This is a genomic window from Bacillus cereus group sp. BfR-BA-01379, from assembly GCF_022663605.1.
Taxonomy (GTDB): domain Bacteria; phylum Bacillota; class Bacilli; order Bacillales; family Bacillaceae_G; genus Bacillus_A; species Bacillus_A mobilis.
In genome coordinates this window covers 49,729-75,621 of the sequence record NZ_JAKUFT010000017.1, presented here as the reverse complement: position 1 = coordinate 75,621, position 25,893 = coordinate 49,729, and the positions used below count along the sequence as shown (strand labels likewise).

Below are 25,893 nucleotides of genomic sequence, written 5' to 3'. Positions count from 1 at the left end.
AATCCAAATGGTGAGAAAAAGTATGTAGAAAAATCATTCTATACGTACAATGAACCATCATTTGTATCCACAAAAGGAAATGGAGGCCAAGCTTTTTCAGCACAAGAGGTGCTTGTTATCGATGGTACAACAAGTGGCTGGTTAAAGATTATTTCTTATGAAGGGGAAAAATGGATTAATCCAAACGGTGGCATTGAAATGGTTTTCGAGTCTACAGCGTATAGTGTAGAGAACAGTCCTCCACATGAACGCATTACTGCATATGGTATTGATATAGGGAAAAACCCAAATATCAAGTTAATTGCTGTTGATCCTAAAGTAATTCCATTAGGAACGCAAGTAGATGTTGAGGGTTATGGTGTAGCCATTGCCGGTGATACGGGTGGTGCTATTAAAGGGAAAATAATTGATGTACTTTTCCCGACTGAAAGAGAAGCTATTAAGTGGGGACGCAAAAAGGTGAAAATAAGAATTCTTAATTAATCTTTTAATACACGAATATTGTTATTTGATATTTGCTTAGATGATGCACATAATAAAGTTGTTCATTTCTTTTGGTATAGAAAAAGAGGTTGCACGTAGGCAACCTCTTTTTTACTCATATCGTAAACATTCAATTGGATCCAGTTTGGCAGCTTTGTTAGCTGGTAGTAGACCGAATATAATACCGATTAACATGGAGATACCTACTGCAAGAAGTCCAAGTTCTTTTGAGACAACGAGTGGCCATCCGGCAAAGATGGAAACGATCCAAGCGAAGAAGATACCGAGCATGAATCCGATGAAACCACCAAGTCCTGTTAAAATACAAGATTCAATTAAGAATTGTGTTAATACTTTACCGCGTGTTGCACCAAGTGCTTTACGAATACCAATCTCACGTGTACGTTCTGTTACAGATACAAGCATGATATTCATTACACCGATACCACCAACTAGTAAGGAGATAGCAGCAATACCACCGAATACCATTTTCATCATACCGATTGATTCGTCTAATTGCTTCGTAAATTCACCTAAATCTTGTGCTTCAAATTTGTGCTCAAATTTAGGAGCTTTCATTTCGTTTAAAACAGAAACGGCTTGTTTTTCTACACTTTTACGTTCTGTCGGAGAGGTCATTGTTAATCTTACAGAGTCATACTCATTTACTCCTGAAATGACAGGCGCGTTTTCAAGTGACGTATAACCTTCAGGCATAGGCATTCCGAAGTCGTTTTTCGTTTCGTATACACCGACTATTTTATACGGCTTTCCTTTTATATCTGTGTATTGATTTGATTCCCAACCACTACTAAATAATTTGTTAAAAGCTTCTTCATTTAATATAACAGCAGGGATTGCTTGGTTTAATTCGCTGTCGTTTAATTCACGACCGTGAACTAATTTTATTTTCGAATCTGTCATAAAGGCGCCTGTTCCACCTTTTAAATCAAGATTTACATCTTTTGAACCAGCAGATGCTTTTACTTTCATGCTTACATCTGGATACACATCTTTAACGCCTGGTACGGTTTGAAGACGGTTTAGCATATCAGGTGTGATTTTGGCACTATCTGTTCCATAGTCAGGATTGTTGTAGTAAATGGTTATTTCATTATCTTTTCCTTGGCCTAATTCTTCTTTAAACTTTGCATTTGTACCATCACCCATTGAAATGATAGTAATAATGGCACTAATACCGATAATAATGCCTAGCATCGTTAAGATAGAACGCATTTTGTGAGCAAAGATAGAGGAAAGGGCCATACGTATATTTTCACTCGTGTTCAAAATTAACCTCTCCAATCTTGGACGATATTTCCGTCACGAATTACAATTTGACGTGCTGCAGCTTCCCCAATTTCACGATCGTGGGTAATCATAATGATTGTTGAGCCTTGTTTGTTTAATTCGTAAAAGAGGTCCATAATTTGTGTACTCGTCTTCGTATCAAGTGCACCCGTCGGTTCATCGGCTAAAATGAACTTTGGATTATTTACGATTGCACGTGCAACAGCGACACGTTGTTTTTGTCCACCTGATAATTCGTTCGGTAAGTGAGTAGCGCGATCAGCTAAACCTACTTTTGTTAAAGCGGCTAATGAGCGCTCACGTCTTTCTTTTTTATCAACTCCAGCGTAAATAAGAGGTAGCTCTACATTTTGAAGTGCTGTAAGTCTCGGTAATAACATGAAGTTTTGGAATACGAATCCAATCTCTTTATTACGAACTCGTGCAAGTTCTGTTTCAGACATGTTTGAGATATTTTGACCAGCTAGTTCATACGCACCTGTCGTTGGTTTATCTAAGCAACCGATAATGTTCATTAATGTTGATTTACCAGAACCAGACGGTCCCATAATAGAAGTGAATTCTCCCTGGTTCAGTGTTACGTCAATGCCGTGTAATATTTGAACGGATTCTGCACCATTTTGGAAAGATTTCGTGATGCCTTTTAAGTTAATCATTCAACGACAACCTCCATACCATCTTTTAAGTCTTTTTCAGGTTTAGAGATAATTTGTTCTCCTTTTTTCACTCCAGAAACTTTTGCTTCGCTATCAGTCTCGAATTCAACAGTAACCGCTTGTTCTTTCGCTTTACCGTCTTTTACAACGAAGACAACATTTTTGTCACCTTTTTTCACGATGCTGCTTTTCGGAACAATTGTACCAGTTGCTTCGCCAGATTTACTTGTTACGTAAACGTGGAAACCGTTTTGTAATTCTTCACTATTGTCTAATGTGACAGTGAATTGATAGTTAGAAACAGTTTTGTTTTCATCCATGCTCTTTAATGGTGTAGAACCGATTTCTGTTACTTTTCCTGTCCAAGTCTTACTAGCAACCGTTTTTGATGAAACAGTTACTTCTTGCCCAACTTTCATACTCGCAAGCTCATATTCAGAAAGTTGACCTTTTACTTTAAATGGACCAGCGTGACGAAGTGTAATACCGCCCATACCTGTTTTTTCATCAGCAGTTTTTACGATGTCATCAATTACGCCATCAGTAGGGCTCGTTACAGAAAGTGTGTTTACTTTTTCTTTTGCTGCTTTAATCATTTCATCAGATTTTTCAACTTCAAACTTTTTCATTTCAATTTGTGATTCTAATTGTTGTACTTCGATTTCTGCTGCTTTTAATGCTTCAGCAGGAAGGCCTGCATTTTTATCTTTTTGTAATTTTTGTTTCGCTGCATCAATTTGTTTTTGGAACAATGTTACTTCTTTTTGTGCGATTTTCTTTTGCATTTCTGCTTCTGTTACACCTTGTTTCGTAGTAGGGTCATTATATTTAAAAAGGAGTTGCCCTTTTTTTACTTCATCACCTTTTTTTACAGATAATTCATACGTACCTTTTGTTGGATCAAATGAAATTGTTTCGATTCCGTTTGGAATGACTTCACCGCCAAATTTTTGCGCGTTTTCAATTTGTTTTTCTGTTACTTTATATCCACTATATGCCATTGCTACTTCTGAACCACCGCCACCAGCAAATGCAAAATATGATCCAGCTGCAATTCCAATTGCTACTACACTAGTAATTAACACTTTATTTTTCTTCTTCATCTATTTATCACCTTTTCGTTCGTTTTAGTATCTACATTCAGTATAAAAGAGGTGAAGAATCTGACAAATCGTTTTAGCTTACAATAACCTTACAGTTTTGTAAGGTATGAATATGTAAATGTAAGGTAGAGCTTGTCCAAGTGTGAGCAAATGAATTGACTCGTTGTTTCTTTCTTACAATAATATTGTATGAAGGAGAGGAGGAGGCAAGATGGAAGCTTATTTTAGTGCGCATCCATTAAAACCATTTATTCCATACTCAAGGCAACACGTCCTTATATTATTTATTATGTTGGTGGGGATATTTTTTCTGTATCAATACCAAGATGTATTACGTCAAAGTGAGTGGAATATAACGGTTCGATATGCGATTGCATTTTTATTTATTGGGAGTGAAATTGGGCTCCATATGTGGGAATGGAAAGCGGGGGTTTTTGAACTAGGCACTTCATTACCGTTTGAGTTATGTACGATTAGTTTATTGTTAGCGTCGATTATGATTGTAACGAAAAGTTACCGCATATATGAGATTGTATTTTTTACAGGGATTATCGGTGCATCACAAGCTATTTTAACGCCGAACGTGCAATATGCTTTTCCGCATTTTCGCTTTATAGAATTCTTCGTTGCACATGTATTACTCATTTGGGCACCACTCTTTATGACATGGGTAGAAGGATATAGACCGACCTTGCAATCAATTAAGCGTACGATGATATTTTTAAACATAATAATTCCAATCGTTTCTTTTGTGAACTACAAAACAGGTGGCAATTATATGTTTTTAGCTCGTAAGCCAGAAACTGCTTCATTACTCGATATGTTAGGGCCACATCCTTACTATATTATTTCATTAGAAATAGCTGCGCTTATTGGATGTTTTATTTTGTATATGCCATTTGCGAAAAGAGAAGGGCATGCGCATAAAGAATCACTAGGATCATAACCTAGTGATTTTTCTTTATAAATATTTACAATTCAGAAAATTAAGAATAAAATTAAAGGGGTAAATTATATAGAGAAAGAAGGGAAAACGTGGTCAAAAAAGTTTTTCTGAATGGGATGGAAGTGACGGTTCAATTTATTATTTCGATTTTGGGTATTATTTGTTTAGGAGCACTGCCAAAATTGTTTTACGGATTTGAGTTGCATGCATCAAAGTACATACAAAGTTTAAAAGAAGTGTTTGTGAATTTAATGGATATCTCCAATTTTCAATATGTAAGAGGTAAATTTTTATTTCCACAGTTGTTCGTCCATTATAAAGAAACGATTGTCATTTTTTTTGCTGCTTTTTTCATTTCATTATTTGTAGCATTTTGTATTGTTTATGTCATTATGAGTAGTTCACCGCGTATACAACATCGCATTAAATCATTTCTTATCTTCTTAGAATCTATTCCAGACATTTTACTTATTTTAGTATCACAAATTTTAGTTGTATGGTTTTTTAAACAAACAGGCTTTTTACCTTTTCAAATTGCGTCAATCGGAGGCGAGTCGATTAGAGGATTGCCAATATTTTGTTTGAGTATACCGACTACGATTCTGTTTGTAAAAATGTTAGTGCTTCGTTTTGAAAATGAGCTAGAAAAAGATTATGTACTATTTGCTAAGGCGAAAGGGCTAAATCGTATTCATATTTTAAATCGTCATGTTTTACGAAATGTGTTGCTTAGTACACTTTTCTTTGCGAAAACGAATATCTTTTTTATGTTATCTAATTTATATATTATAGAATGGATTTTTAATACGGGTGGTATTTTTATGTTTTTGAAATCGTATGAAGGTATTAGGGTGGAGGTCTTCATCGTTAGTGTGCTACTTATTTATATTCCAATTTTTATTTTGTTTAAATTGTTTCATTATCTCATTCCAGCTGCGATGAAGGAGAGACTATAATATGTGGACGTATATAAAAAGCGATAAAAGATTTTGGATAAGCATTGGGTTTCTTCTCATATTAGTTCTTTTGAGCATCGGAAATACGATATGGAATGATGGACATATTAGACAAGTTACATTGCAATATGATGCGGATGAAAATCCACAAGTGCCACCGTTTTCACCTTCATTACAATTTTTACTTGGGACAGACCGGAAAGGATACGACCTGTTACATTTAGTCATTGAAGGCGCAAAGTGGACGATTGGTATCTCTATTTTAATTGCGGCACTTAGAATGGTAATAGGTGTGTTTTTCGGTGTTGTAATCGGAACATATGTAAAAAGAGGTTTTTCAAAAATCGAGGCTTTCTTTGATAGTTTTACAGTTATTCCGACAGTTATGATTGCGTACTTTTTTCTTCACCTTGCAAATGCATTTGGGAGTGGGGAGGAAACAACAACCTTTTTTGAAAGAGCTTCATTTCAAGTTTTATTACTTGTCATGCTTGTGATGCCTGTTATTGCACTGTATGTTGCGAAGGAAGTACGTAAATTGAGAACCGAAGAATTTATTGAAGCTGCGCGCATATTGGGTGGATCGAGAAGGCACATTGTGATAAAGCATATTTTCCCGCATCTCTATATGACGTTTATACTTGTATTTTTTCAGCAGTTTACGCAAACTCTTACTATTTTACTGCACTTAGGATTACTGGAAATATTCTTTGGTGGAACAGTTCAGTTTTTAGGACCGATAGAAGAAATAGAATCTTACACGCATGAATGGTCAGGTTTAATTGGAGTCTATTTTAGATCATTAACAGTGAATCCATGGATTCCGCTCGTTCCCATTACATGTTTTGGACTTACTATTTTTTCAGGAAATATGATTGTAAAAAGTATAGAAGAGGCGATGATGAAAGTAAGGTTAGGAGGAGAGATAAAGAAGGACGCTATAGAAGAGGAACAATTTGCTGTGCAGTCAAAAGAAGAGTTATTTACTTTTAAACATACGATGTGAAGAGCCTAGGAAACTAGGTTCTTTTATTTTGTTATATTACAATATTGTAAGAGAGCTGTAATGAAAATCGATAGGGGAGAAATACAATTTCGTATACACTTCATGTATAGAGAAATGCGAGAGCAGGTGAAGGTGTACGATGGATTTTTTAGAAGTATCAAAACGTAGTATAAAACGAAATATGAAAGATTATTTTCTATACTTTATTTCATTAGTAGGTAGCATTATTATTTATTTTACATTCGTATCGATTAAACGAAATGAAAGTGTAGTAGCTCTTTTAAAAGAGTCGGATAAAGTGGAAACGACATTTACGTTTGCACAAATATTGTTGATTATCTTTTTAACGATATTTGTTTTTTATTGTAATAGCTTCTTTTTGCGAAAGAAGAAAAAAGAAATTGCATTATACAGTTTATTAGGTATTCGTAAAGAAGAAATTGCGAAGTTACTCTTTTATGAAACGTTATTAGTTGGTGGTGCGGCAAGTGTGTTAGGTATTCTTGCTGGTTTATTTATAGCAAATATGTGCGCAGGGCTTCTGGTGAAGTTAATGGGAAGTGCGTTTACTTTTACATTTACGATTTCATTTCTATCTATAGTAGAAGTTCTTATAACGATAGGCGCAATTTTCTTTATTGCATCATGGAAAAGTAAAAAGTTAATTTATGAGCATCGTTTAGTTGAATTATTATATGGTGAAAATCAGAAAGAAGAGGCACCAACGTATTCAAGTAAGAAGGCAAAGCGAGCAATTGTATTACTTTGTGCGGGATATATGGTTGCATTTTCGACTTTAATTTTTGGAGCAGGGGTATTACTTCTTACAGGTTTAGTTATTTTCGGCTTAATCGTAAAAGGTACATTTTTATTGTTTGAACAGTATACAGTAAAATCGCTTTATAAAATAAAAGACGATAAGAAGAAATATTGGAATGGAACGAACATTTTATCCATTTCTTCATTGTTCTTCAGAATAAAAGGGAACGTAAAGATGCTGGCGCTATTATCTTTATTAAGTGCGGTAACATTATGTACCATTGGAATTAGTTCTAGTATGTATTATGGAGCACAGAAGACAGCGGCATTAATGAATCCAGTTAGTTATGAATATGTAACAACTGGAAAGGAATTAGATAAGAAAGTTAGAGAAGAAATTCGAAAACATGAGTTAGCAATTAAAAATGAAACGTCTGTAGCGATGCTCTCTATGCAAGGGAAGATAGATGGGGAACAAATATTAACTGGGTATTTAATAGGTAATGGTAATGTACAAATTATAAAAGTGACAGATTATAATAAATCGGCTTCTAAGTTAGGTAACAAACAAGTTATTCTCGGTTCTGAAAAGGAAGTTGTTTTATTAGATCCATATAAATCATATAACATCGAAAAGAATTCGCTTGAAGGAAATAATGTGTCCTTTGAAGGGATGAAGAGTGGTTTAACAATCGTTGATCACCGAGAAGAAACAGTTGTGAGTGCGAAACTTGCACCAGTGGGGCTTGTTGTTCGAGATTCGTTATTTAATAAGTTGCAGAAAGGACAGGATGTTTCAACAGTTAGCGGATTTATCGTTGAAGGAAACGGTAATAGAGAGCTAACGAAAGAGCTAGGGACAATCCTTCCTAAAGAAGTGAAATTCCAATCATTTGAAGAGGCGAGCCAATCTGAATTGCAAGATGGTGCAGTGTTATTATTTGCTAGTGTATTTTTAGGGATTGTCTTTATTTTGGCAACGGGTTGTATTTTATACTTTAAACAAATAACAGAAGCGATGGCAGAGCGACCAGCGTACGGAATGTTAAAGAAAATTGGACTAACGAGAAGGGAAGCCACAGAGTCTGTAAGAAAGCAAGTAGGTGCAATATTTGTAGTACCATTACTGCTGGCAATATGTCATACATTCTTTGCATTTTTAAGTTTGATGGGCTTTACAGGTATGTTTGAATATAGTCTTCCTTTACTAGGTAGTATAGGGGTGTATATCATCATTTACTTTGGTTACTATATGTTAACGGTTCGTTCGTACACAAATACTGTGTTTAGCGATAGAAAATAAAAAAAAGAAGCAAGCATGGGGTTCATGCTTGCTTCTTTTCTTTATTTTGTAGAAACTTCACCTTCAGCTTCTGTTTGCGGAATATAGTATCCGATTATACCACCGATGATTGCTGGAATAATCCAACCGATTCCTAAGTTGTAAAAAGGAATGGTGTGTACGATATTAGCGATAAAGTTTGGTATCATTTCCACATTATCAAGTGCGTGAATACAGCTAATAATGAATGCTGCGATCATTGCTCCGATGTAGACAGAAGGTTTACGTTTCGTATATTTATCAATAAATGATACGAAAATTAAAATGATTGTAATTGGATACAAAATAATTAATACAGGTAATGTAATTTTGATTAATAAACTTAAACCTAAGTTTGAAATAACGAAGCTAAAGATACAAACGTATAGTACGAGCTTCTTATATGAAACGTTTGTTAGTACTGTTGCGAAATAATTGGCGAATGCACTTACAACACCAATTGCTGTCGTTAAACAAGCGAAGATAATGGCGATACTTAATAAAACATTACCGCTTGTCCCAAAGAATTGATACATAACAGTAGCTAATAGTTGACCACCGTTTTCGAATTGTCCTAGATTGCCGTTTGAAGCGCCGATATAACCGAGTAGGAAATAAACAATTGTTAAGAATAGAGCTGCAATGCTTCCGCAAATAATTGTATATTTCGCGATCGATTTCTTCTCTTGTATACCGTTTTGGCGGATTGCATTTACAACAATCGTTGATAATACAAGTGCTCCAATTGCATCTAACGTTAAAAATCCTTCAAGAAATCCTTTGAAGAATGGAATTTCTTTATAGTCACCAACAGGTTCTGCAAACGTTCCTGGTGAAAGAATCGCTTTTGTTGCCATAATTGCAATAATTCCAAGTAAAATTGGTGTTAATATTTTTCCGATATGATCTACTAATTTGGATGGATTTAATGATAAGAAGTAGACGACTGTAAAGAAAATCGCACTAAAGATTAACATAGAGTACCATTGGTCTGGGAAAAGTGGTGCAATCCCAATTTCGTAAGATACAGATCCAGTTCGTGGAATAACAAATAGTGGGCCGATTGAAAGATAAATAATGATAGCGAATATTGCTGCGAATTTTGGATGAACACGGCTTGCTAAAGTGTTAAAACTACCACCGGCAAGGGCAACAGCGACGATAGCTAGTAAAGATAAACCGACGTCTGTAATAATAAATCCTGTAATGGAAATCCACATGTTTTCTCCGGAAGAAAGACCGAGAAGGGGCGGGAAAATCATATTACCAGCACCGAAGAAAACTGCGAATAGTAATAAACTAATCGAAAGTATTTGCGCTGGTTTTAAAGTTGTACGCATATAAAGAAAATCCTCCTAATGAGTGTTTTTGTCGAAAATTCAAATAATTTGTCGAGTAACTGTTACTATTTTAAAGGTCTGATGACTAGAAAGCAATAGGGAATTTTGAAAATATTAAAAAATAATGCATTAAATCGAATAAATATACTATTTATATCTTTAATAGGAAGGATTTAACTTTGAACGTAAAAAAACACATATCGCTAGGATACGTGTATTAAAAATAAATTTTTCGATCGCGTTCTTCTTTTAAAATTTCAACCGCTTCTCGGAAACGTTGTGAATGGACAATTTCTCGTTCACGTAAAAAGCGTAAGCTGTCATTTATGTCAGGGTCGTCAGATAAATCAATGAGCCATTGATAAGTTGCTCTTGCCTTTTCTTCAGCAGCAATATCTTCATATAAATCTGCAATAGGGTCTCCTTTTGCTTGAATATAAGTAGCAGTAAAAGGAACGCCACCAGCATTATGATAAAACAAAGCACTATCATGATTAGCGTACTGTGCGTCTAATCCAGCAGCTTTCATTTGCGCTGGTGTTGCATCTTTTGTTAATTTATAAATCATTGTCGCAATCATCTCTAAATGTGCGAATTCTTCTGTTCCAATGTCGGTTAGTAAGCCAACGACTTTGTCAGGAATTGTATAGCGTTGATTTAAGTAGCGAAGAGCAGCAGCCAATTCGCCGTCCGCACCGCCATACTGTTCCACTAATAGTTTGGCGAGCGCTGGATTACAAGTACTCACTTTAACTGGATATTGTAACTTCTTTTCATAAATCCACATAGTCTCTCTCCTTTATATTTGCCAGGGCCACGGTCCTTTGCTCCATTCCCATGGAGCGTTAGAATAGCTATTCCCAAACTGCTGAAGTGGCCCATATCTTTCTTCGATTTTTTGTTGTAATACTCTTCGTTTATAGGAGAAATCGTTGAATTGATTTATAGCTGCAGTATCGTTTGGGTGCGTATCTAAATAGAGGGTAAGTTCAACTAATACAAAGTCTAGTTCTTGTAGTTCTTCAATCCATTTGTAATATTCATCAGGCAATGTCTGTGTCACGTTTTTATTCACCGTCCTTTTTTGTAAGGATTTTCATAAAAATCATAAAAAGCTGGCCACAGAGTTCCTTTTCGTAAAGCTTCTTTTGGTGGGAATTGGGGTAGGTTAGGTGGTTGAAAGCCCATAAATAGGTGTGGGGGAGTTGAGTAATATTTCTTTCCGATTGGAGGGCAAGGGTCGTTTGGGCCATGGAAAGGTATGTAGGATCTCATAAATTCATCCATGTTACACGCCTCCTTTATAAATGAAATATTCATCACTACGTATTGTATTCGTACATAATTGCAAATTATGACTCATATAGAAAACTAAAAGGGGCAGGGGGAGTGCGGATGGAAAGTGTTACGACATGTATTGTATTAGAATCTAAAAACTTAAAGGAAACATTATATTTTTATGAAGGAATTCTAGGGTTTCAACCGAGCAAGGAGAGGCCGCAAATACGTGTAACAGGTGTGTGGTATGATATCGGTTCAACAAGAATTTGTTTTGTTGTAAATAGGGGACTGGGAGAACATAGAGAGACCGTTATCTCATCAGTGAAAGAACTGTTGTTAAAAACTACAAATATCGAGCGGTTAAAGAAGAAGTTAGCGTTTTATCAAATATCATTTGTAGAAAAGCGCCATGGTGAAGAAGTTAGCATAATATTTCATGATCCAGATGGTCATATACTCCAATTCCTTTCCATAGAGAACAGGAAAGAGAGTTTTTTGCAATGTAATAATCTGGATGTCGAATGAAAAAAATATTGACAAGCTTAGGCAAATATTTTAATGTGATTGTATAAAACTGTGTATATAAAGGGGAGTAACTTATTACAGTAAAGTCGTCATTACAGGGAGAAACCCTCGGCTTTATTGGCAACGTTTCGTTGTTAGTGAGACCTTTACCAGCAATGGTAAAGGCCCCTTTCTGTCTTTTTGAGGACCCTTACCATATTTGGTAGGGTCCTTTTCGTATACAAAGAGAGGAGAAATAAAAATGAAAAAACTTATTAGTAGATTAAGAGTTGTATTTCATGTCCGTCGTTTCGTTCCATTCCTATTTGACTTTTTTACTTCAAAAGAGGTTTCAATAAAGAAGAAAATTTTATCTGTTGCTTTTTTAGTTGGGTATGTTGCGATGCCGCTTGATTTAATTCCAGACTTCTTACCGTTTATCGGTATTTTAGATGATATTGGAATTGTGTTATTCATTTTGAACCGAATTGTAAAAATGGCGCCAGTTCAATTACAAGAAAAGCATAATGTAAACGTAGGATAGGAGTTGAAAATATGGAGCAAATTATTTTAGATATAATCGAGTTTTTAAAGCAGTTTTCTTATTTTGGAGTTGTGTTAGCATTAACGTTTGAATTTATTCCAGCAGAAGTAGTTTTGCCTATGGTTGGATATTGGGTATACGAGGGTGATATGAATTTCTGGTTAGCTGTATTAGCTGGGACACTGGGGGGAACGACAGGGCCGTTAACGTTATACGCACTCGGTTATTACGGTGGTCGTCCTCTATTAATAAAATACGGAAAATACTTCTTTATTAAAGAAGAACAAATTCAAAAAGCAGACGATTTCTTTGAGAAGTATGGACCAGTTGTTGCATTTGTTGGACGCTTTGTACCGGGAGTTCGAACGCTTATCTCTGTTCCATGTGGTATGGCGAAAATGAACATATGGAAATTTAGCATATATACATTTGTAGCAATGTTCCCGTTAACGACTTTATATGTCTATTTTGGAATGAAATTAGGTCCGCATTGGGAAAAAGCGGCGGATGTTGTTGGGCAATATATGCTACCGATATTACTAGTCGTAGTTATTGTTGTAGGTGGTATTTTAATCTATAAATTTATGAAAAAAAGAAACAGAACGGAATCTATCTAGTCATTGGTACTGGAATTTGCATATTTTTTGAAAATAGATGAATAGTACAGGCAAAAGACTCTGAAGGACATACACATATAAGGAATAAAAGAGAAAGAAGGGAAAGACTATGGCTTGTGAGTGCTCAGGAACAGTTTTAACGTGTTGTTCGGATAATAGTAGCAACTTCGTCCAAGATAAAGTATGTAATTCATGGTCTAGTGCCGCTGCTAGTACGTTTACTGTGTATGCGAATAATGTGAATCAAAATATCGTTGGAACAGGTTATTTAACTTACGATGTCGGGCCGGGTGTGAGCCCTGCAAACCAAATTACAGTGGCAGTGCTCGATTCAGGCGGAGGAACGATTCAATCATTTACCGTTTCTGAAGGAACAAGTATTGCATTTACGTTCCGTCGTTTTAATATTATTCAAATTACGACACCAGCTACTCCGTTAGGAACCTACCAAGGAGAATTTTGTATTACTACACGTTATTTAATTTCATAGAGAGGGGAAAAATAAGATGGGGAATTGTAGTACTAATCTTTCATGTTGTGCAAATTCGCAAAAAACGATTGTTCAAGATAAAGTTTGTATTGACTGGACTGCATCAGCAGCAGCTGAAGTAATTTATGCAGATAATATTTCTCAAGATATTTATGCATCGGGTTATTTGAAAGTAGATACTGGGACGGGACCTGTTACACTTGTGTTTTATAGTGGGGGGATAGCAGGAACAGCATTGGAAACGATTGTTGTAGCAACTGGAAGTAGCGCATCTTTTACAGTTCGTCGTTTTGATACGGTTACGATTCTTGGAACAGCAGCAGCTGAAACTGGGGAATTTTGTATGACAATTCGATACACTTTATCTTAGTATATATAGATTTTTTGATTTTAAAAAAACGTGCAAACGATTTATTAGTTTGCACGTTTTTTTGTAGTCTTTTGATTGGATTCAAAAGGATAGTTTTTGTAGTTATAGGCAATCTCGCTTTGATTTACAATAAGTTAATTGGAAACAATAGCGCCCTTCAATGTAAATAGAAGGATCTGATGGAATATCAATAATAGAAACAGATAGTAAATCAAACCCTGTGTATGAAATGGTGTTGCCGGGTAAAACTGTAAAAATATTTGTGGTAGAACCGATTATTTGAACTGATAATGCAGAAGTACTATTTCTATTGTTATATATGGAGATAGTACCAGATAATGAAACAACTCCATCATTTTTCCAAATGGTTACTGTGGAGTAAGTTTGTTTTAGTTGTTTTTGAGAAATTGGAATAAAATCATTGGATATAAGAATATCCCCAGCAAATTCATTAGTAATGAGTTCAGCATCACATCTTTCAGGTGGCGGAATAGGAGGAGGACAGGGACAAATAGGTTGACAAATGATAGATAAAGGAGCAAAACAACCGATGCTTTTATGGGGTTTCAATGGAATCCCTCCTTTTAAAAAGGTATTTATTATTATTAAATGTAACAGCATGGCCGATGTGTTAAGAATGGACAAAAAAATTAAAATCGTGATAGTTTCATAGGCTCATATCTCTTAATAGTTTTTATAGGAACAAATTAGTTATCTATTAGACAAAAGTGCTTGTTTTATGTAAATGTGGCATTTAATATAAAATTGACTGTATATTTACAAAATTTAAACAAAATACATTTTTAGTTTAAATGAAGTTAATATATGTTCGATACAATAACCAGTGTAATTAATTTATTATATGAGGAGGATTCATGTGGAAAGAACAGCTTTACGAAAAGTAAGAGGTCTTATTGGATTATTAATGGTTTTTGTATTAGCATTCGTATCATTTCCGTGGAGTACATCAGTCAAAGCGGAAGAGAAAAAGCAAGAAAAGGCAGCACCAAGTGAAAAGAAGATCGTTTTTCCAGTTGTAAGTGATGTACATATTAAAAATAGTGGAACGGATGATACGTTTCGCTGGAAACGAGCGATTGAACAGTTCAATACGCTTGCACCAAAGCAAGACGCGTTTGTTATCGTAGGTGATTTCACGGATACAGGATCAGTGCAGCAATATGATCGTTTCATGCAAGTATATAATGAAAATGCAAATAAAGATGCAGTACGAATGAATTCTCTAGGAAACCATGATTATTGGAACGGTTTATCTGTAGAGGGAGCACAGAAGCGTTTCTTAGAAAAAACAGGAATGGAATCGATTTACTACCATAAAGTGGTGAAAGGGTATCACTTCCTTGTTATGTCTCCAGAGGATGGGACAACTCACGGATATTATTCAGACAAGCAAATTAATTGGTTAAAACAAGAAATGGCAAAGGCACAAAAAGATGATCCAGAAAAACCAATTTTCGTATTTTTACATCAACATATTAAAGATACAGTATACGGTAGTCAAGAATGGGGAACGAAAGATAGTGCGAAAATTAATGAGGTATTAAAACAATACCCACAAGTCATTACGTTTTCTGGCCATTCACACTATCCGTTAGATGATCCAAGATCGATTCATCAAAAAGATTTTACATCAGTTGGCACATCTTCAGTAAGTTATATGGAGGTTGAAGGTGGTAAAGTACAAGGAAATATCCCACCAGGAGCAAGTACTTTAAGTCAAGGTTTATTAGTAGAAGTAGATGATAAAGAAGTAACGATTAATCGCCGTGATTTCCATACAAATTCTTGGACAGGCGAGCCTTGGAAAATTAAATTACCATCAAAGAAAGAAACATTTACACATGTAGAAGATCGTGATAAAGAAAAGCCTTACTTTGCAAAAGATGCGAAGTTATCGGTATCAAATGTAACAGAAAATGCAGCAACAGTAACATTCATGCAAGCATTGGACAACCTTCTTGTTCATTCTTACCGTGTACAAGCTAGAGAGAAGCAAACGGGAGAAATAAAGAATAAATTGTTAGCATTCTCAGAGTTTTATCGTGATCCAGTGCCGAAAGAACTGACATTTACACTTGCAGGACTAGATGGCGGGAAAACATATACACTAGAAGTCGTAGCGATTGATTCATTCGGCAATGAGAGCGTACAGCCGTTAACAGCAGAAATCACTACGAAAAAAGATAATATTGACCCGAATGTGAAAGTACCAAAGGCAGATGTTTTTGATGTAAACTTTGCAGATGGTACATTTAAAGACAATTCATCATTTGGTACAAAAGGTGATGTTAAGGGCAATGTGACTATTGAATATGATAAAGCATTGAAAAAGAATGTTATGAAGCTAAACGGAAAAGCAAATACATTTGGATATCTTCCGTTTTCAGCAGCACAAAAAGAGAAAGTAGCAAATACGTTTACGTTAGAAACTGTATTTTCAATGAATGAGCTCCGCGGGCAAGGTATTTTACAAAATACAGAGAGCGGCGGAATTGGTTTTGAATCTACAGGAAGTGGATATGTTGAATTATGGGCTCATATTGGCGGTAGCTATAAGCGTGTTGGTGTTCAATTAGCGGCCAATAAAACGTATCATTTAACAGGAACGTATAACGGAAGTGAAGTAGCTATTTACGTAGATGGTAAAAAAGTAAATAGCCAGCCAGCTACAGGGAAAGTATATCACCCGAACGTACCATTTGCACTTGGTGCAGATCCAGATAGCAACGGGAATGGTGGTATTCCGTTGAATGGACAAATTGCGCTTGCGAAATTATATAGTAAAGCATTAAGTTCTTCAGAAGTATTAGCAGCATATAATGAGTTTTCTAACCGTACAAAGTTAGAAGAAGTAAACGCTTTATATGAAGAGCTTGGAAAAGTAAAAGAAGTGTTAGCTGGTACGTATGAGTTTGGTGATAAGCCAGGTCAATATTCAAAGGAAGCATTTCAAGAATTAGAGAAAAGCTATAATAACGCAAAGCAAGTATTTGAAAATGTAGGAAGTACTGGAGAGCAAATCGTTCAAATGTATAATGAATTAAAAACAGCTAATGTAACATTTGTACAATCAAAAGTGGCAGAAGAACAACCGAAAACACAGAAAGAAAAATTACAAATCAATATTGAATCTGCAAAAGCGTTAGTGAAAAAAGCGCAAGCTGCAAATGTAACGGACGGTTCAGTGAAATCATTGAGTCAAAAAATTACAGTGGCAGAATCTGTATTAAAAGATGCGAAAGTAAAAGATGCACAAGTAGAAACGATGAATCGTACGATGGAATACGCGATTTCACTCGTTGAAAAAAGCATAAACAAATAAGAGAGAAGAAAAGAAGCTTATCATGATAGGCTTCTTTTTTGTTATACTAAAAATAGTATAGAATGAGGGAGCGAATAATTTGGAAGAGAAAAAGCTAAAAAGAATTCTTGAATATGTATGGATCGCGGTTGTGCTCCTTGTAGGATATTATTTCTTAAAAGAGAAAAGTATATGGGTTTTATTTTTAATGACGTTTTTATTAGCGGGTTTAGGCACGTTATTTATTAATTTCTTCTTTGATAGTGTAAATGCATGGAAGAAGAAAAAGAAGGGAACGAAGTAAAGGAGGGAACATATGCAAAAGTGGAAGCTTATATATCAGGTGATTATTTTTCTATTGTTTGTAGGTATTGGCGTTTTTAAATATTCTACACCAATGGGAAATTGGGCATCGCTTACAGCTTGCATCGGCATATTTTTCATTTTACAATCGTTAACGAAAAAACATACGAATATAGAAAGATAGCTCGCCGATTTATCGGCGAGCTATTTTGTTACGCTTTTTTTTCTTCATCATTTGTTTTTTCAGTAGCTAAATGACTATGTTTTCTAGAGTAGAAGAAATAGAAGCATAAGCCGACTATAAGCCAAGCTATAAAGCTAATCCATGTCGTTTTAGACAAATTAATCATTAAATATAAACAGCAAAGAATCGCGACAATTGGTAATACGGGTACGAAAGGTGCACGGAATCCACGTTTTAAGTCAGGGTGTGTTTTTCGTAAAATAAGTACCGCGCAGCAAACGAATGTGAATGCTGTTAACGTACCGATATTTACTAAATTCGCTAGTAAATGTAAGTCTAAAAGTCCTGCTAATAAAGCGGCAACCACACCAGTGATCCACGTGTTTAATAAAGGGACTTTTACTCTAGTATTCACACGTGCTAGCGCTTTTGGAAGTAGACCGTCGCGGCTCATCGCATAAGAAACACGAACTTGTCCATACATAACGACTAAGAGGACGGTTGTCATTCCAGTCATTGCTCCAACAGCGAGTAGTCCTGCAATTGTATCTTCGCCAACGAAATGTAAGGCAAACGCAACTGGATCAGAAACATCTAATTGTGTATATGGAACCATACCTGTTAAAACGAAAGATACAATCATGTATAAAACAGTACAAATAAGAAGGGAACCGATAATGCCAATTGGTAAATCGCGCTGTGGTTTTTTCGTTTCTTCTGCAGCGGTTGCGATTGCATCAAAGCCTAAGAAGGCGAAGAATACAGTGGCAGCTCCAGTAATGATACCGTCGTATCCGAACGGAATGAATGGCGTCCAATTTTCAGGTTTTACATATTTTGCGCCTGCTACGATAAAGGCGATAATAACAGCTAACTTGATAAGAACCATAACATTATTAATACGTGCGCTTTCACGTATACCAAAACTTAAAAGTCCCGTAATGAGTAGTAAAATACAAATAGCCGGTAAATCGATAATGCCGCCTTTTCCTACGCCAGGGGCAGAGGCGATTATGGCGGGCAGATGGATGTTAAATCCTTGTAGTAAAGATTGTAAATAACCAGACCAACCGACAGCTACTGCCGCGACTGCAAGTAAATATTCGAGCATTAAACACCAGCCGACGATGAAGGCGACGACTTCTCCGACTGTCATGTATGCGTAAGTATACACACTTCCTGAGACAGGAATAGAAGAAGCAAATTCTGCATAACAAAAGGCTACACAAGCACAAGTAAATGCAGCAATAAGGAATGATAGCATAATACCAGGACCAGAATGTTTCGCTGCGACAATACCTGTTAACACAAAGATCCCTGTCCCAATCACGGCGCCAATTCCTAAAAATGTTAAATCAAGTGCGGTTAATGTTCTCGCTAACTGCCGTGGTGATTCAGTACTAAGCGGTTTTTTTCGTAATAATGACTTCATTTTGGACTCTCCCCCCGTTTTTTCATTTCCATAACTGCGAATATAGTATGAGCCCACTAGAAAAGAGTATGTAAGTAAATGGAGGTACAGTTATGGTATGTAGTTTTTTAAAATTGCTGGATTAATTTTATTATAATTCAGAATATTTTGTCAAATAAAAATGTGACAAATAAAATGCGAATGAATAGGGGAAACTACTGGCAGGAATAGACGAGGGTTAACAGAGTGACAAAACCACTCATTAAAGTTTCACTTTATAAAGTAGGAGAAGATGTTATGTTATTTTATTTTGAACTTGTCGTCATTTTACTTTGTACGAAATTAGCTGGTGATATTAGCGTTAGGCTTGGCCAGCCTTCTGTACTTGGTAAATTAATCGTTGGTATTATTATCGGTCCGGCTGTACTCGGTATTATTAATAGTTCTGAATTGATCGATGAACTGAGTGAGATTGGTGTTTTATTACTCATGTTTATGGCAGGACTTGAAACAGATTTAGAAGAGTTAAATCGGAATTTGAAATCTGCATTCGCAGTAGCGATGGGAGGAATTATTTTCCCATTCCTTGGTGGATATTTAGCAGGACTTGCGTTTGGAATGTTACAGTCGCATGCGATCTTTTTAGGGTTATTACTTTGTGCCACTTCGGTTAGTATTTCTGTTCAAACACTAAGAGATTTAGGGAAAATGAATACGAGAGAAAGTACGACGATTTTAGGTGCAGCTGTATTTGATGATGTAATTGTTGTTATTTTATTAGCATTTGTGATGAGTTTTTTAGGCACACAAGATGTAAATGTAACGCTTGTCATTGCAAAGAAAATTATCTTTTTTGTAAGTATCGTTTTCATCTCTTGGAAAGTTGTTCCATGGATTATGAAAATGCTCGTACCACTTCGTGTAACAGAAGCGTTAATTAGTGCAGCTCTTATTATTTGTTTCTCATTTTCGTATTACAGTGAAATGATGGGGATCGCAGGTATTATCGGGGCATTTGCAGCCGGAATTGCCATTTCTCAAACAGAGTATAAGCACGAAGTAGAGCATAAAATTGAACCGATTGCATATGCGATATTTGTGCCAGTGTTCTTCGTAAGTATTGGAATGGAAATTACATTTCAAGGTATCGGAAGCCAGCTTTGGTTCATTATCATCATGACGCTTATTGCAATTTTTACAAAGTTAATTGGTTCAGGTTTAGGAGCAAGACTAACAGGATTCAACCTTCAATCTTCTATTAGTATTGGTGCGGGGATGGTTTCGCGTGGAGAAGTGGCGCTTATCATCGCAGCGAATGGACTTGCGGCGAATTTATTAGCGAAAGAAAATTTCACAGCGATTGTTATTGTTGTTATATTGACGACGATTATTACACCGCCGCTTTTGAAGAAGTATTTTGTATAGAGAGGAAGAGCTTATCTGATGTAGGTAAGCTCTTTTTTATTGGAAAAAGCAATAGTCATATGGCGTGAATAGGTTGTAATTATGGTAAAATCTACGTATATGATAAGTCGAGGGGAGAAAATGTATGAAGATTACGAAGGGGAAGGTTATCGGTGTAATCATACTTACTGCAATATGCATACCATTTACCGCATGGAAAGAATCAAAGGTGAAAGATTTTCCTGTTTCTATTTTTTCTTCCTATGTAGAAGATGAAAACCCAAAAGACTATAAGTACACTGCTTTTGTACCTGACTTTGCAATTTGGATAGGTGGTTGGGAAGAACAGAAGTCTGAAGGTGAAATAACGTCATATAAAAAAGGGGATCGAACTGTGATCGTTCACCATCCTCCTGGCGATGATGGTTTTTATCTATATGATACAAATAATATGAGAGAATATACGCAACCGTAAGAAGTGGAGGTTAAATAGTGAAAGCTTCAACGTTACTATTTAAAATTGAAAGTAATATGGATCAATTTTCACCAGCTGAAAAGAAGGTTGCCATGTACATAATGGGGAATGCAGAGATTGTTCCGAACTTAACGACGAAAGAAGTGTCAACGAATGCAGGCGCAAGTGAAGCGAGTGTTGTTCGTTTTTGTAAGTCGATTGGGATTGGGAGCTTTAAAGCATTTAAAATCGCACTCGTTCGTGAATTAACGATTGCTGATTATAATATTAATGATTTTTCAGTGATGAATACGGAAGATGGACCGTATGACTTGTTTAATAAAGTTACATATGTGAATAAAGCTGCAATTGAGGCGAGCGTTACAGCGATAGATAAAAAAGAACTTGAGAAAGCTGCAGATCGTATTGTAAATGCAGATAAAATTATATTTTACGGAGTCGGCGGATCAGCTACTCCGGCGATGGACGGGGCTTATAAATTCACAAGACTTGGATTTACAGCGATGATGCTATCTGATTTTCATATGATGTTGCCGCTTGTAACGAATTTAAAAGAGGGCGATATATTTGTTGCGATTTCAACATCTGGTCGTACGAAAGATGTACTTGAAATGGCGCAATATGCGAAGAGACAAGGTGCAACTGTTATCGGAATTACGAAGCTAGATCAATCATCACCGTTATATAAAGAGGCGGATATTCGTCTTTGTATGCCAGATGTAGAACAAGATCATCGTATTGCGAGTATTGCTTCGAGAATGACACAACTCAATATGATTGATGCTTTATATGTGATTACTTTTAATCGTATCGGTAATAAAGTGTTGGATCAATTTATGGAGACAAGAGAAGAAGCTCTACGATTACGGAAGCTAAAATGAGAAGATGGGGAAACCCATCTTTTTTTGCATACAGACATAAATTCGTCATGAAAAGAAATAAAATTTCATAAAATAATAAAGTAATATTGATTTTAAATTTCTTAAAGTTATAATAAAAGTATGAAATTAAATTTCAAAGCGGGTGGTAATATGTTAGAAAATTTATCGACAGAACATCGTAATGAGAAGACGATGAATTTAGATGAGATGAGCATAAAAGAAGTGTTGCAAAGTATGAATGAAGAAGATCGAACTGTTGCGTTAGCGGTTGAAAATGAAATAGAAGAAATTGAAAAGGTTGTACAGATTGTCATTAAATCCTTTGAAAATGAGGGCCGATTAATTTACATTGGGGCTGGTACGAGTGGCCGTTTAGGCATTTTGGACGCAGTGGAATGTCCGCCGACATTTGGCACAGATGATAAAATGGTGCAAGGATTTATAGCAGGCGGATTGAAAGCGTTTACTAAAGCGGTGGAAGGTGCCGAAGACCGCGAAGAGTTAGCAGAAGAAGATTTAAAAAGCATTGGATTAAACGAGAAAGATACAGTGATTGGAATTGCGGCAAGTGGTAGAACTCCTTATGTAATTGGCGGTTTGAAGTACGCTGCTAGCGTGGGTGCGAGTACAGCTAGTATTTCTTGTAATAAAAATGCTGAAATAAGTAAGTATGCAAAACTAAATGTGGAAGTAGAAACAGGCGCAGAAATTTTAACAGGCTCAACGCGTTTGAAGGCTGGTACAGCGCAAAAATTAGTGCTGAATATGATTTCAACAGCTTCTATGATTGGTGTTGGGAAAGTATATAAAAATTTAATGGTAGATGTTCAATCCACAAATGAAAAATTAGTAGAAAGATCAAAACGAATTATTGTGGAAGCAACAGGGATTAGTTATGAAGTAGCAGCGGAGTATTATGAAAAAGCAGAACGTAATGTGAAAGCTGCGATTGTTATGGTGTTATTGCAGTGTGAGTATGGGGAAGCACTGGGAAAATTAAAAGAAGCGAAAGGGTTTGTGAAGAAGGCATTATAAAATAATAGGGAGGGGGATTCTATTATGAAGAAAGAAGAGAGAATGGCCAGAGAAATTTCAGAGCAACTTGGGGGAGTAAAGAATATTCGTGGCATTGCTCATTGTATGACAAGACTACGATTAACGCTTCATGATGAAAGTAAAGTGAATATGGACCTTTTGAAAAAGGTTGAAGGGGTTATGGGCGTTATTGAAGATGAGACGCTTCAAGTTGTTGTTGGGCCAGGGACAGTAAATAAAGTAGCAGCTGAAATGGAAGGTTTAACGGGACTGCGAATTGGTGAGGTGGCAGATCATCACCTTGAAGATCTTGGGCAAGAGATGAAGTCAGAGAGGAAGAAGAAAAATAATACGCCAGTGAAAAACTTTTTACGAAAAATAGGAAGTATTTTTATTCCGTTAATTCCGGGCCTTGTTGCATCAGGAATTATAAACGGGGTCGCTAACTTTGCGAAAAACGCAGGTGCTGATCCGAATGCAACGTGGCTACAAATGTTACTACTCATTGGCGGAGGTATCTTTACATTCTTAGGGATTTTAGTCGGCTGGAATACAGCGAAAGAATTTGGCGGGACACCAGTTCTTGGGGCAATTGCTGGTATTTTAATTTTTAACCCAGCGATGGCGAATGTGAAATTATTCGGTGAAGCGCTCGTACCCGGACGGGGCGGATTGTTTGCAGTTATTTTTGCAGCGTGGCTTATGGTTGTAGTGGAAAGACAAGTTCGAAAAGCAGTGCCAAATGCAGTTGATATTATCGTGACACCACTCATTACTGTATTAGTAGTAAGTATCGTAACGATGTTAGCGATTCAGCCGGTAGCAGGTTTCTTATCTGAAGGAATTACAAGCGGGATTAACGGTATTTTAAGTATTGGCGGAGCGTTTGCAGGAGCAGTGCTTGCTGGAACATTTTTACCGCTCGTTATGGTCGGATTACATCACGGTTTAACACCAATTCATATGGAGTTTATTAATCAAACGCACGTAACGCCTTTATTACCAGTACTAGCAATGGCTGGAGCTGGGCAAGTAGGAGCAGCGATTGCGATTTTTGTAAAAACAAAAAACAAACGACTTCGTAACGTAATTAAAGGTGCATTACCAGTTGGGTTTTTAGGAATCGGCGAACCGTTATTATACGGGGTTACATTACCACTTGGGAAACCGTTTCTTACAGCTTGTTTAGGAGCAGCAGTTGGCGGTGCATTCCAAGCAGTTATGAAAACAGCTGCACTCGGAATTGGCGTATCAGGATTATCATTAATTCCGTTAATTGCTGATAATAAATATTTATTATATTTCCTTGGATTAGTAGTGGCATATACTTTCGGATTCATCTTTACGTACTTCTTCGGATTCAAAGAAGAAATGGCAGAAAACATATAGAGAAAGGGATTCCTTTCTCTTTTTCGATTCATAGAAAGGGAGATTCATATGATAGGAGTTTCAATTTATCTTGCAAAAGAACGAGTAAAGAAACAAGAAGAGTGGCTAAAAGTAGCGAAGGAAAACGGGTTTTCATCTATTTTTACATCACTTCATATACCAGAGGATGATCCAAATACGTATAAAGAGTTAATTCAAATACTTGGGAAGCAAGCTCTCGAAAATAAAATGGAATTAATGGTTGATGTTTCTCCAAAATCGTTACACCATTTAGGTATGACGTACGAAAATGTCGAAGAGTTAGTAAACTGGGGCATTACTGGTTTACGAATGGACTATGGCATCACACCGAAAGAAATCGCACGCGTATCTCATAAAATGAAAGTAGCTTTAAATGCGAGTACGATTACGGATTCATTTTGGAAAGAGCTAATCACTGAAAAGATACAGGTAGAGAATGTTGAAGCATGGCATAATTTTTATCCGCGTCCAGAAACAGGACTAGCAAAGTCTTTCTTACAAAAACAAAACGAATACTTACATGAGTGCGGAATAAAAACGATGGCATTTATTCCGGGAGATGGTGAAAAACGTGGTCCGCTATATGAAGGCTTACCGACGTTAGAAAAGCACCGTAATATGCGCCCGCTTGAAGCGTACTTAGAACTTGTACAAGATTGTGGTGTCGATAAGGTGTTAATCGGAGATATAAGCGGAAGTATAGAAAGTGTACAAGAGATAGCGAGTGCGAGTAGAGGAATTATTCCGCTGCGGTATGAGCCATTGATAGAGAAAAGTGAAGTATTAAAAATGGTAGAACAAGTGCATACAAATAGACTAGATCCAGCTCGTGATGTTATTCGCTCTGTAGAATCACGAGAAGAAAATAAAGTCGTGTTACAGCCGATGCATACAATTGCAAGAAAGAAAGGCAGCATTACAATTGATAATGAATTGTACGGTAGATATGCAGGAGAGATGCAAGTTGTTGTACAGGATTTGCCTCAAGATGAAAAAGTGAATGTTGTTGGAATGGTTGTCGAAGAGGACTTGTCTTTATTGTCTTATGTTGGCGCTGGGAAAATGTTTCAACTTTTTTGTGTGATAGAGTAAAAGCTTGAATTAGCGCTATTTTGTAGGAAAACATTATCCGTAAATGGGATAATGTTTTTTGTTTTCTTAAAAAAAGTATTTGACGAATGAAATGAAATACCGTATTGTTTTGACTTGTAAATAAAAGTTCACCATAACAAAACAAAAAGGAGAGTTCAAAATGAATCAACATATTGGGAATTTAATTATTCGCATCGTGTTAGGAGTGACATTCTTTGCACACGGTTTAGCGAAGTTTCAATCAGGTATTGATAACGTAGCAGGATGGTTTACAAGTATCGGCTTACCGGGTGGTCTTGCGTATGGCGTGGCGACTGTGGAATTAGTTGGTGGCATCTTATTAATTATCGGTTTAGGCGTAAAATATGTAGGATTGTTATTTGCACTTATTTTAGCTGGAGCTATTGTCAAGGTAAATGGAGCAGCAGGTTTATTAGGAGATGGAAAGAATCCAGGATATGAATTAGATCTTGCATTACTAGCAATGGGTGCGTATTTATTCGTTGTAAAAGCAGAAGGATATGTAGATCGTTTCTTAAAAGAGAAAGTAATGAAAACGAAGTAAACTTATTTATAAATTGTTGACTTGAATCATTAATGTAACTATAATGATTACAACTAATGAGTTAAGGATAAAGCAATATAAATATTTTTTTACACAAGTTGTAACGATTTCAGTTACAACTTGT

At 36.1% G+C, this 25,893-nt stretch carries 29 protein-coding genes; 20 read left to right on the top strand and 9 right to left on the bottom strand.

The window, feature by feature from the left end; all coding sequences use genetic code 11:
* Nucleotides 1-483: 3D domain-containing protein (locus MR113_RS09295; protein ID WP_242253728.1), on the top strand; the 483-nt coding region annotated here is incomplete at its 5' end.
* A gap of 111 nt (nucleotides 484-594) precedes the next feature.
* Here the strand turns inward: MR113_RS09295 and MR113_RS09290 are convergent.
* Genes MR113_RS09290 through MR113_RS09280 form a run of 3 tightly spaced genes read right to left on the bottom strand, consistent with a single transcriptional unit; the run spans nucleotide 595 to nucleotide 3,553 of the window.
* On the bottom strand, nucleotides 595-1,749 hold the full coding sequence (locus MR113_RS09290; protein WP_416335443.1) for an ABC transporter permease: 1,155 nt from the start codon (nucleotides 1,747-1,749) through the stop codon (nucleotides 595-597).
* A gap of 26 nt (nucleotides 1,750-1,775) precedes the next feature.
* Nucleotides 1,776-2,450 (bottom strand): ABC transporter ATP-binding protein, encoded by a 675-nt coding sequence (locus tag MR113_RS09285; RefSeq protein WP_000609098.1) that lies wholly within the window; start codon nucleotides 2,448-2,450, stop codon nucleotides 1,776-1,778.
* A complete protein-coding gene (locus tag MR113_RS09280; protein WP_242253726.1) occupies nucleotides 2,447-3,553 on the bottom strand; it encodes an efflux RND transporter periplasmic adaptor subunit in 1,107 nt (368 codons plus the stop codon). The genes MR113_RS09285 and MR113_RS09280 overlap by 4 nt, the downstream gene beginning before the upstream one ends.
* A gap of 211 nt (nucleotides 3,554-3,764) precedes the next feature.
* Between MR113_RS09280 and MR113_RS09275 the strand changes: the two genes are divergently transcribed.
* The 4 genes from MR113_RS09275 to MR113_RS09260 all read left to right on the top strand — a co-directional run bounded on the left by MR113_RS09275 (nucleotide 3,765) and on the right by MR113_RS09260 (nucleotide 8,523).
* A complete protein-coding gene (locus MR113_RS09275; protein ID WP_242253724.1) occupies nucleotides 3,765-4,499 on the top strand; it encodes a YwaF family protein in 735 nt (244 codons plus the stop codon).
* Nucleotides 4,500-4,588: 89 nt separating this feature from the next.
* Nucleotides 4,589-5,455, top strand: a complete 867-nt coding sequence (locus MR113_RS09270) for an ABC transporter permease subunit (RefSeq protein WP_242253722.1) — start codon at nucleotides 4,589-4,591, stop codon at nucleotides 5,453-5,455.
* Between the two features lies 1 nt (nucleotide 5,456).
* Complete coding sequence (locus MR113_RS09265) at nucleotides 5,457-6,461, top strand: ABC transporter permease (RefSeq protein WP_242253721.1); 1,005 nt, start codon at nucleotides 5,457-5,459, stop codon at nucleotides 6,459-6,461.
* 139 nt (nucleotides 6,462-6,600) lie between these two features.
* Nucleotides 6,601-8,523 (top strand): FtsX-like permease family protein, encoded by a 1,923-nt coding sequence (locus MR113_RS09260; RefSeq protein WP_242253720.1) that lies wholly within the window; start codon nucleotides 6,601-6,603, stop codon nucleotides 8,521-8,523.
* 41 nt (nucleotides 8,524-8,564) lie between these two features.
* Here MR113_RS09260 and brnQ2 read toward each other — a convergent pair whose 3' ends face one another.
* From brnQ2 to MR113_RS09240, 4 genes are all read right to left on the bottom strand, one after another.
* Nucleotides 8,565-9,881: a branched-chain amino acid transport system II carrier protein BrnQ2 gene (gene brnQ2 / locus MR113_RS09255; RefSeq protein ID WP_098884296.1), complete on the bottom strand. Its 1,317-nt coding sequence runs from the start codon at nucleotides 9,879-9,881 to the stop codon at nucleotides 8,565-8,567.
* Nucleotides 9,882-10,098: 217 nt separating this feature from the next.
* Nucleotides 10,099-10,668, bottom strand: coding sequence for a spore coat protein CotJC (gene cotJC / locus MR113_RS09250; RefSeq protein WP_061677842.1), 570 nt, complete (start codon nucleotides 10,666-10,668; stop codon nucleotides 10,099-10,101).
* A 12-nt stretch (nucleotides 10,669-10,680) separates the two neighbouring features.
* Nucleotides 10,681-10,944: a spore coat protein CotJB gene (locus MR113_RS09245; RefSeq protein WP_061677843.1), complete on the bottom strand. Its 264-nt coding sequence runs from the start codon at nucleotides 10,942-10,944 to the stop codon at nucleotides 10,681-10,683.
* An 8-nt stretch (nucleotides 10,945-10,952) separates the two neighbouring features.
* Entirely contained in the window at nucleotides 10,953-11,168 is a 216-nt protein-coding gene (locus MR113_RS09240) for a spore coat associated protein CotJA (protein WP_097818459.1), read from the bottom strand.
* Nucleotides 11,169-11,276: 108 nt separating this feature from the next.
* Between MR113_RS09240 and MR113_RS09235 the strand changes: the two genes are divergently transcribed.
* From MR113_RS09235 to MR113_RS09215, 5 genes are all read left to right on the top strand, one after another.
* A complete protein-coding gene (locus MR113_RS09235) occupies nucleotides 11,277-11,687 on the top strand; it encodes a VOC family protein (RefSeq protein ID WP_242253719.1) in 411 nt (136 codons plus the stop codon).
* A gap of 241 nt (nucleotides 11,688-11,928) precedes the next feature.
* Nucleotides 11,929-12,210, top strand: a complete 282-nt coding sequence (locus MR113_RS09230; RefSeq protein ID WP_000733852.1) for a YkvA family protein — start codon at nucleotides 11,929-11,931, stop codon at nucleotides 12,208-12,210.
* 11 nt (nucleotides 12,211-12,221) lie between these two features.
* Entirely contained in the window at nucleotides 12,222-12,827 is a 606-nt protein-coding gene (locus tag MR113_RS09225) for a DedA family protein (protein ID WP_000435019.1), read from the top strand.
* A gap of 109 nt (nucleotides 12,828-12,936) precedes the next feature.
* Nucleotides 12,937-13,317, top strand: a complete 381-nt coding sequence (locus tag MR113_RS09220; protein WP_048545698.1) for a DUF3992 domain-containing protein — start codon at nucleotides 12,937-12,939, stop codon at nucleotides 13,315-13,317.
* Nucleotides 13,318-13,333: 16 nt separating this feature from the next.
* Complete coding sequence (locus MR113_RS09215) at nucleotides 13,334-13,687, top strand: DUF3992 domain-containing protein (protein ID WP_242253718.1); 354 nt, start codon at nucleotides 13,334-13,336, stop codon at nucleotides 13,685-13,687.
* 102 nt (nucleotides 13,688-13,789) lie between these two features.
* On the opposite strand, the gene MR113_RS09210 is transcribed toward MR113_RS09215, so the two are convergent.
* Nucleotides 13,790-14,257: an S-Ena type endospore appendage gene (locus MR113_RS09210; protein ID WP_242253716.1), complete on the bottom strand. Its 468-nt coding sequence runs from the start codon at nucleotides 14,255-14,257 to the stop codon at nucleotides 13,790-13,792.
* A 307-nt stretch (nucleotides 14,258-14,564) separates the two neighbouring features.
* Here MR113_RS09210 and MR113_RS09205 point away from each other — a divergent pair, with 307 nt between their 5' ends.
* From MR113_RS09205 to MR113_RS09195, 3 genes are all read left to right on the top strand, one after another.
* Nucleotides 14,565-17,030 (top strand): LamG-like jellyroll fold domain-containing protein, encoded by a 2,466-nt coding sequence (locus MR113_RS09205; RefSeq protein WP_242253714.1) that lies wholly within the window; start codon nucleotides 14,565-14,567, stop codon nucleotides 17,028-17,030.
* 79 nt (nucleotides 17,031-17,109) lie between these two features.
* The gene (locus MR113_RS09200; RefSeq protein WP_242253711.1) at nucleotides 17,110-17,313 is read left to right on the top strand and encodes a hypothetical protein; all 204 of its coding nucleotides are present in this window, start codon (nucleotides 17,110-17,112) and stop codon (nucleotides 17,311-17,313) included.
* 12 nt (nucleotides 17,314-17,325) lie between these two features.
* Entirely contained in the window at nucleotides 17,326-17,496 is a 171-nt protein-coding gene (locus MR113_RS09195; RefSeq protein WP_242253710.1) for a hypothetical protein, read from the top strand.
* A gap of 28 nt (nucleotides 17,497-17,524) precedes the next feature.
* Here MR113_RS09195 and MR113_RS09190 read toward each other — a convergent pair whose 3' ends face one another.
* Nucleotides 17,525-18,928: a branched-chain amino acid transporter BcaP gene (locus MR113_RS09190; RefSeq protein ID WP_242253709.1), complete on the bottom strand. Its 1,404-nt coding sequence runs from the start codon at nucleotides 18,926-18,928 to the stop codon at nucleotides 17,525-17,527.
* Between the two features lie 276 nt (nucleotides 18,929-19,204).
* Between MR113_RS09190 and MR113_RS09185 the strand changes: the two genes are divergently transcribed.
* The 7 genes from MR113_RS09185 (at nucleotide 19,205) to MR113_RS09155 (ending at nucleotide 25,769) form a co-directional block, all read left to right on the top strand.
* Complete coding sequence (locus MR113_RS09185; RefSeq protein ID WP_000899803.1) at nucleotides 19,205-20,332, top strand: cation:proton antiporter; 1,128 nt, start codon at nucleotides 19,205-19,207, stop codon at nucleotides 20,330-20,332.
* 124 nt (nucleotides 20,333-20,456) lie between these two features.
* Nucleotides 20,457-20,786 (top strand): outer surface protein, encoded by a 330-nt coding sequence (locus MR113_RS09180; RefSeq protein WP_242253708.1) that lies wholly within the window; start codon nucleotides 20,457-20,459, stop codon nucleotides 20,784-20,786.
* A gap of 17 nt (nucleotides 20,787-20,803) precedes the next feature.
* Nucleotides 20,804-21,667, top strand: coding sequence for a MurR/RpiR family transcriptional regulator (locus MR113_RS09175; RefSeq protein ID WP_087979551.1), 864 nt, complete (start codon nucleotides 20,804-20,806; stop codon nucleotides 21,665-21,667).
* Between the two features lie 150 nt (nucleotides 21,668-21,817).
* The gene (gene murQ / locus MR113_RS09170) at nucleotides 21,818-22,702 is read left to right on the top strand and encodes an N-acetylmuramic acid 6-phosphate etherase (protein WP_242253707.1); all 885 of its coding nucleotides are present in this window, start codon (nucleotides 21,818-21,820) and stop codon (nucleotides 22,700-22,702) included.
* Nucleotides 22,703-22,726: 24 nt separating this feature from the next.
* Entirely contained in the window at nucleotides 22,727-24,091 is a 1,365-nt protein-coding gene (locus MR113_RS09165; RefSeq protein WP_063263498.1) for a PTS transporter subunit EIIC, read from the top strand.
* Nucleotides 24,092-24,139: 48 nt separating this feature from the next.
* A complete protein-coding gene (locus tag MR113_RS09160; protein ID WP_242253705.1) occupies nucleotides 24,140-25,204 on the top strand; it encodes a DUF871 domain-containing protein in 1,065 nt (354 codons plus the stop codon).
* Nucleotides 25,205-25,364: 160 nt separating this feature from the next.
* Nucleotides 25,365-25,769, top strand: a complete 405-nt coding sequence (locus MR113_RS09155; RefSeq protein ID WP_202321585.1) for a DoxX family protein — start codon at nucleotides 25,365-25,367, stop codon at nucleotides 25,767-25,769.
* Nucleotides 25,770-25,893: the final 124 nt, after the last annotated feature.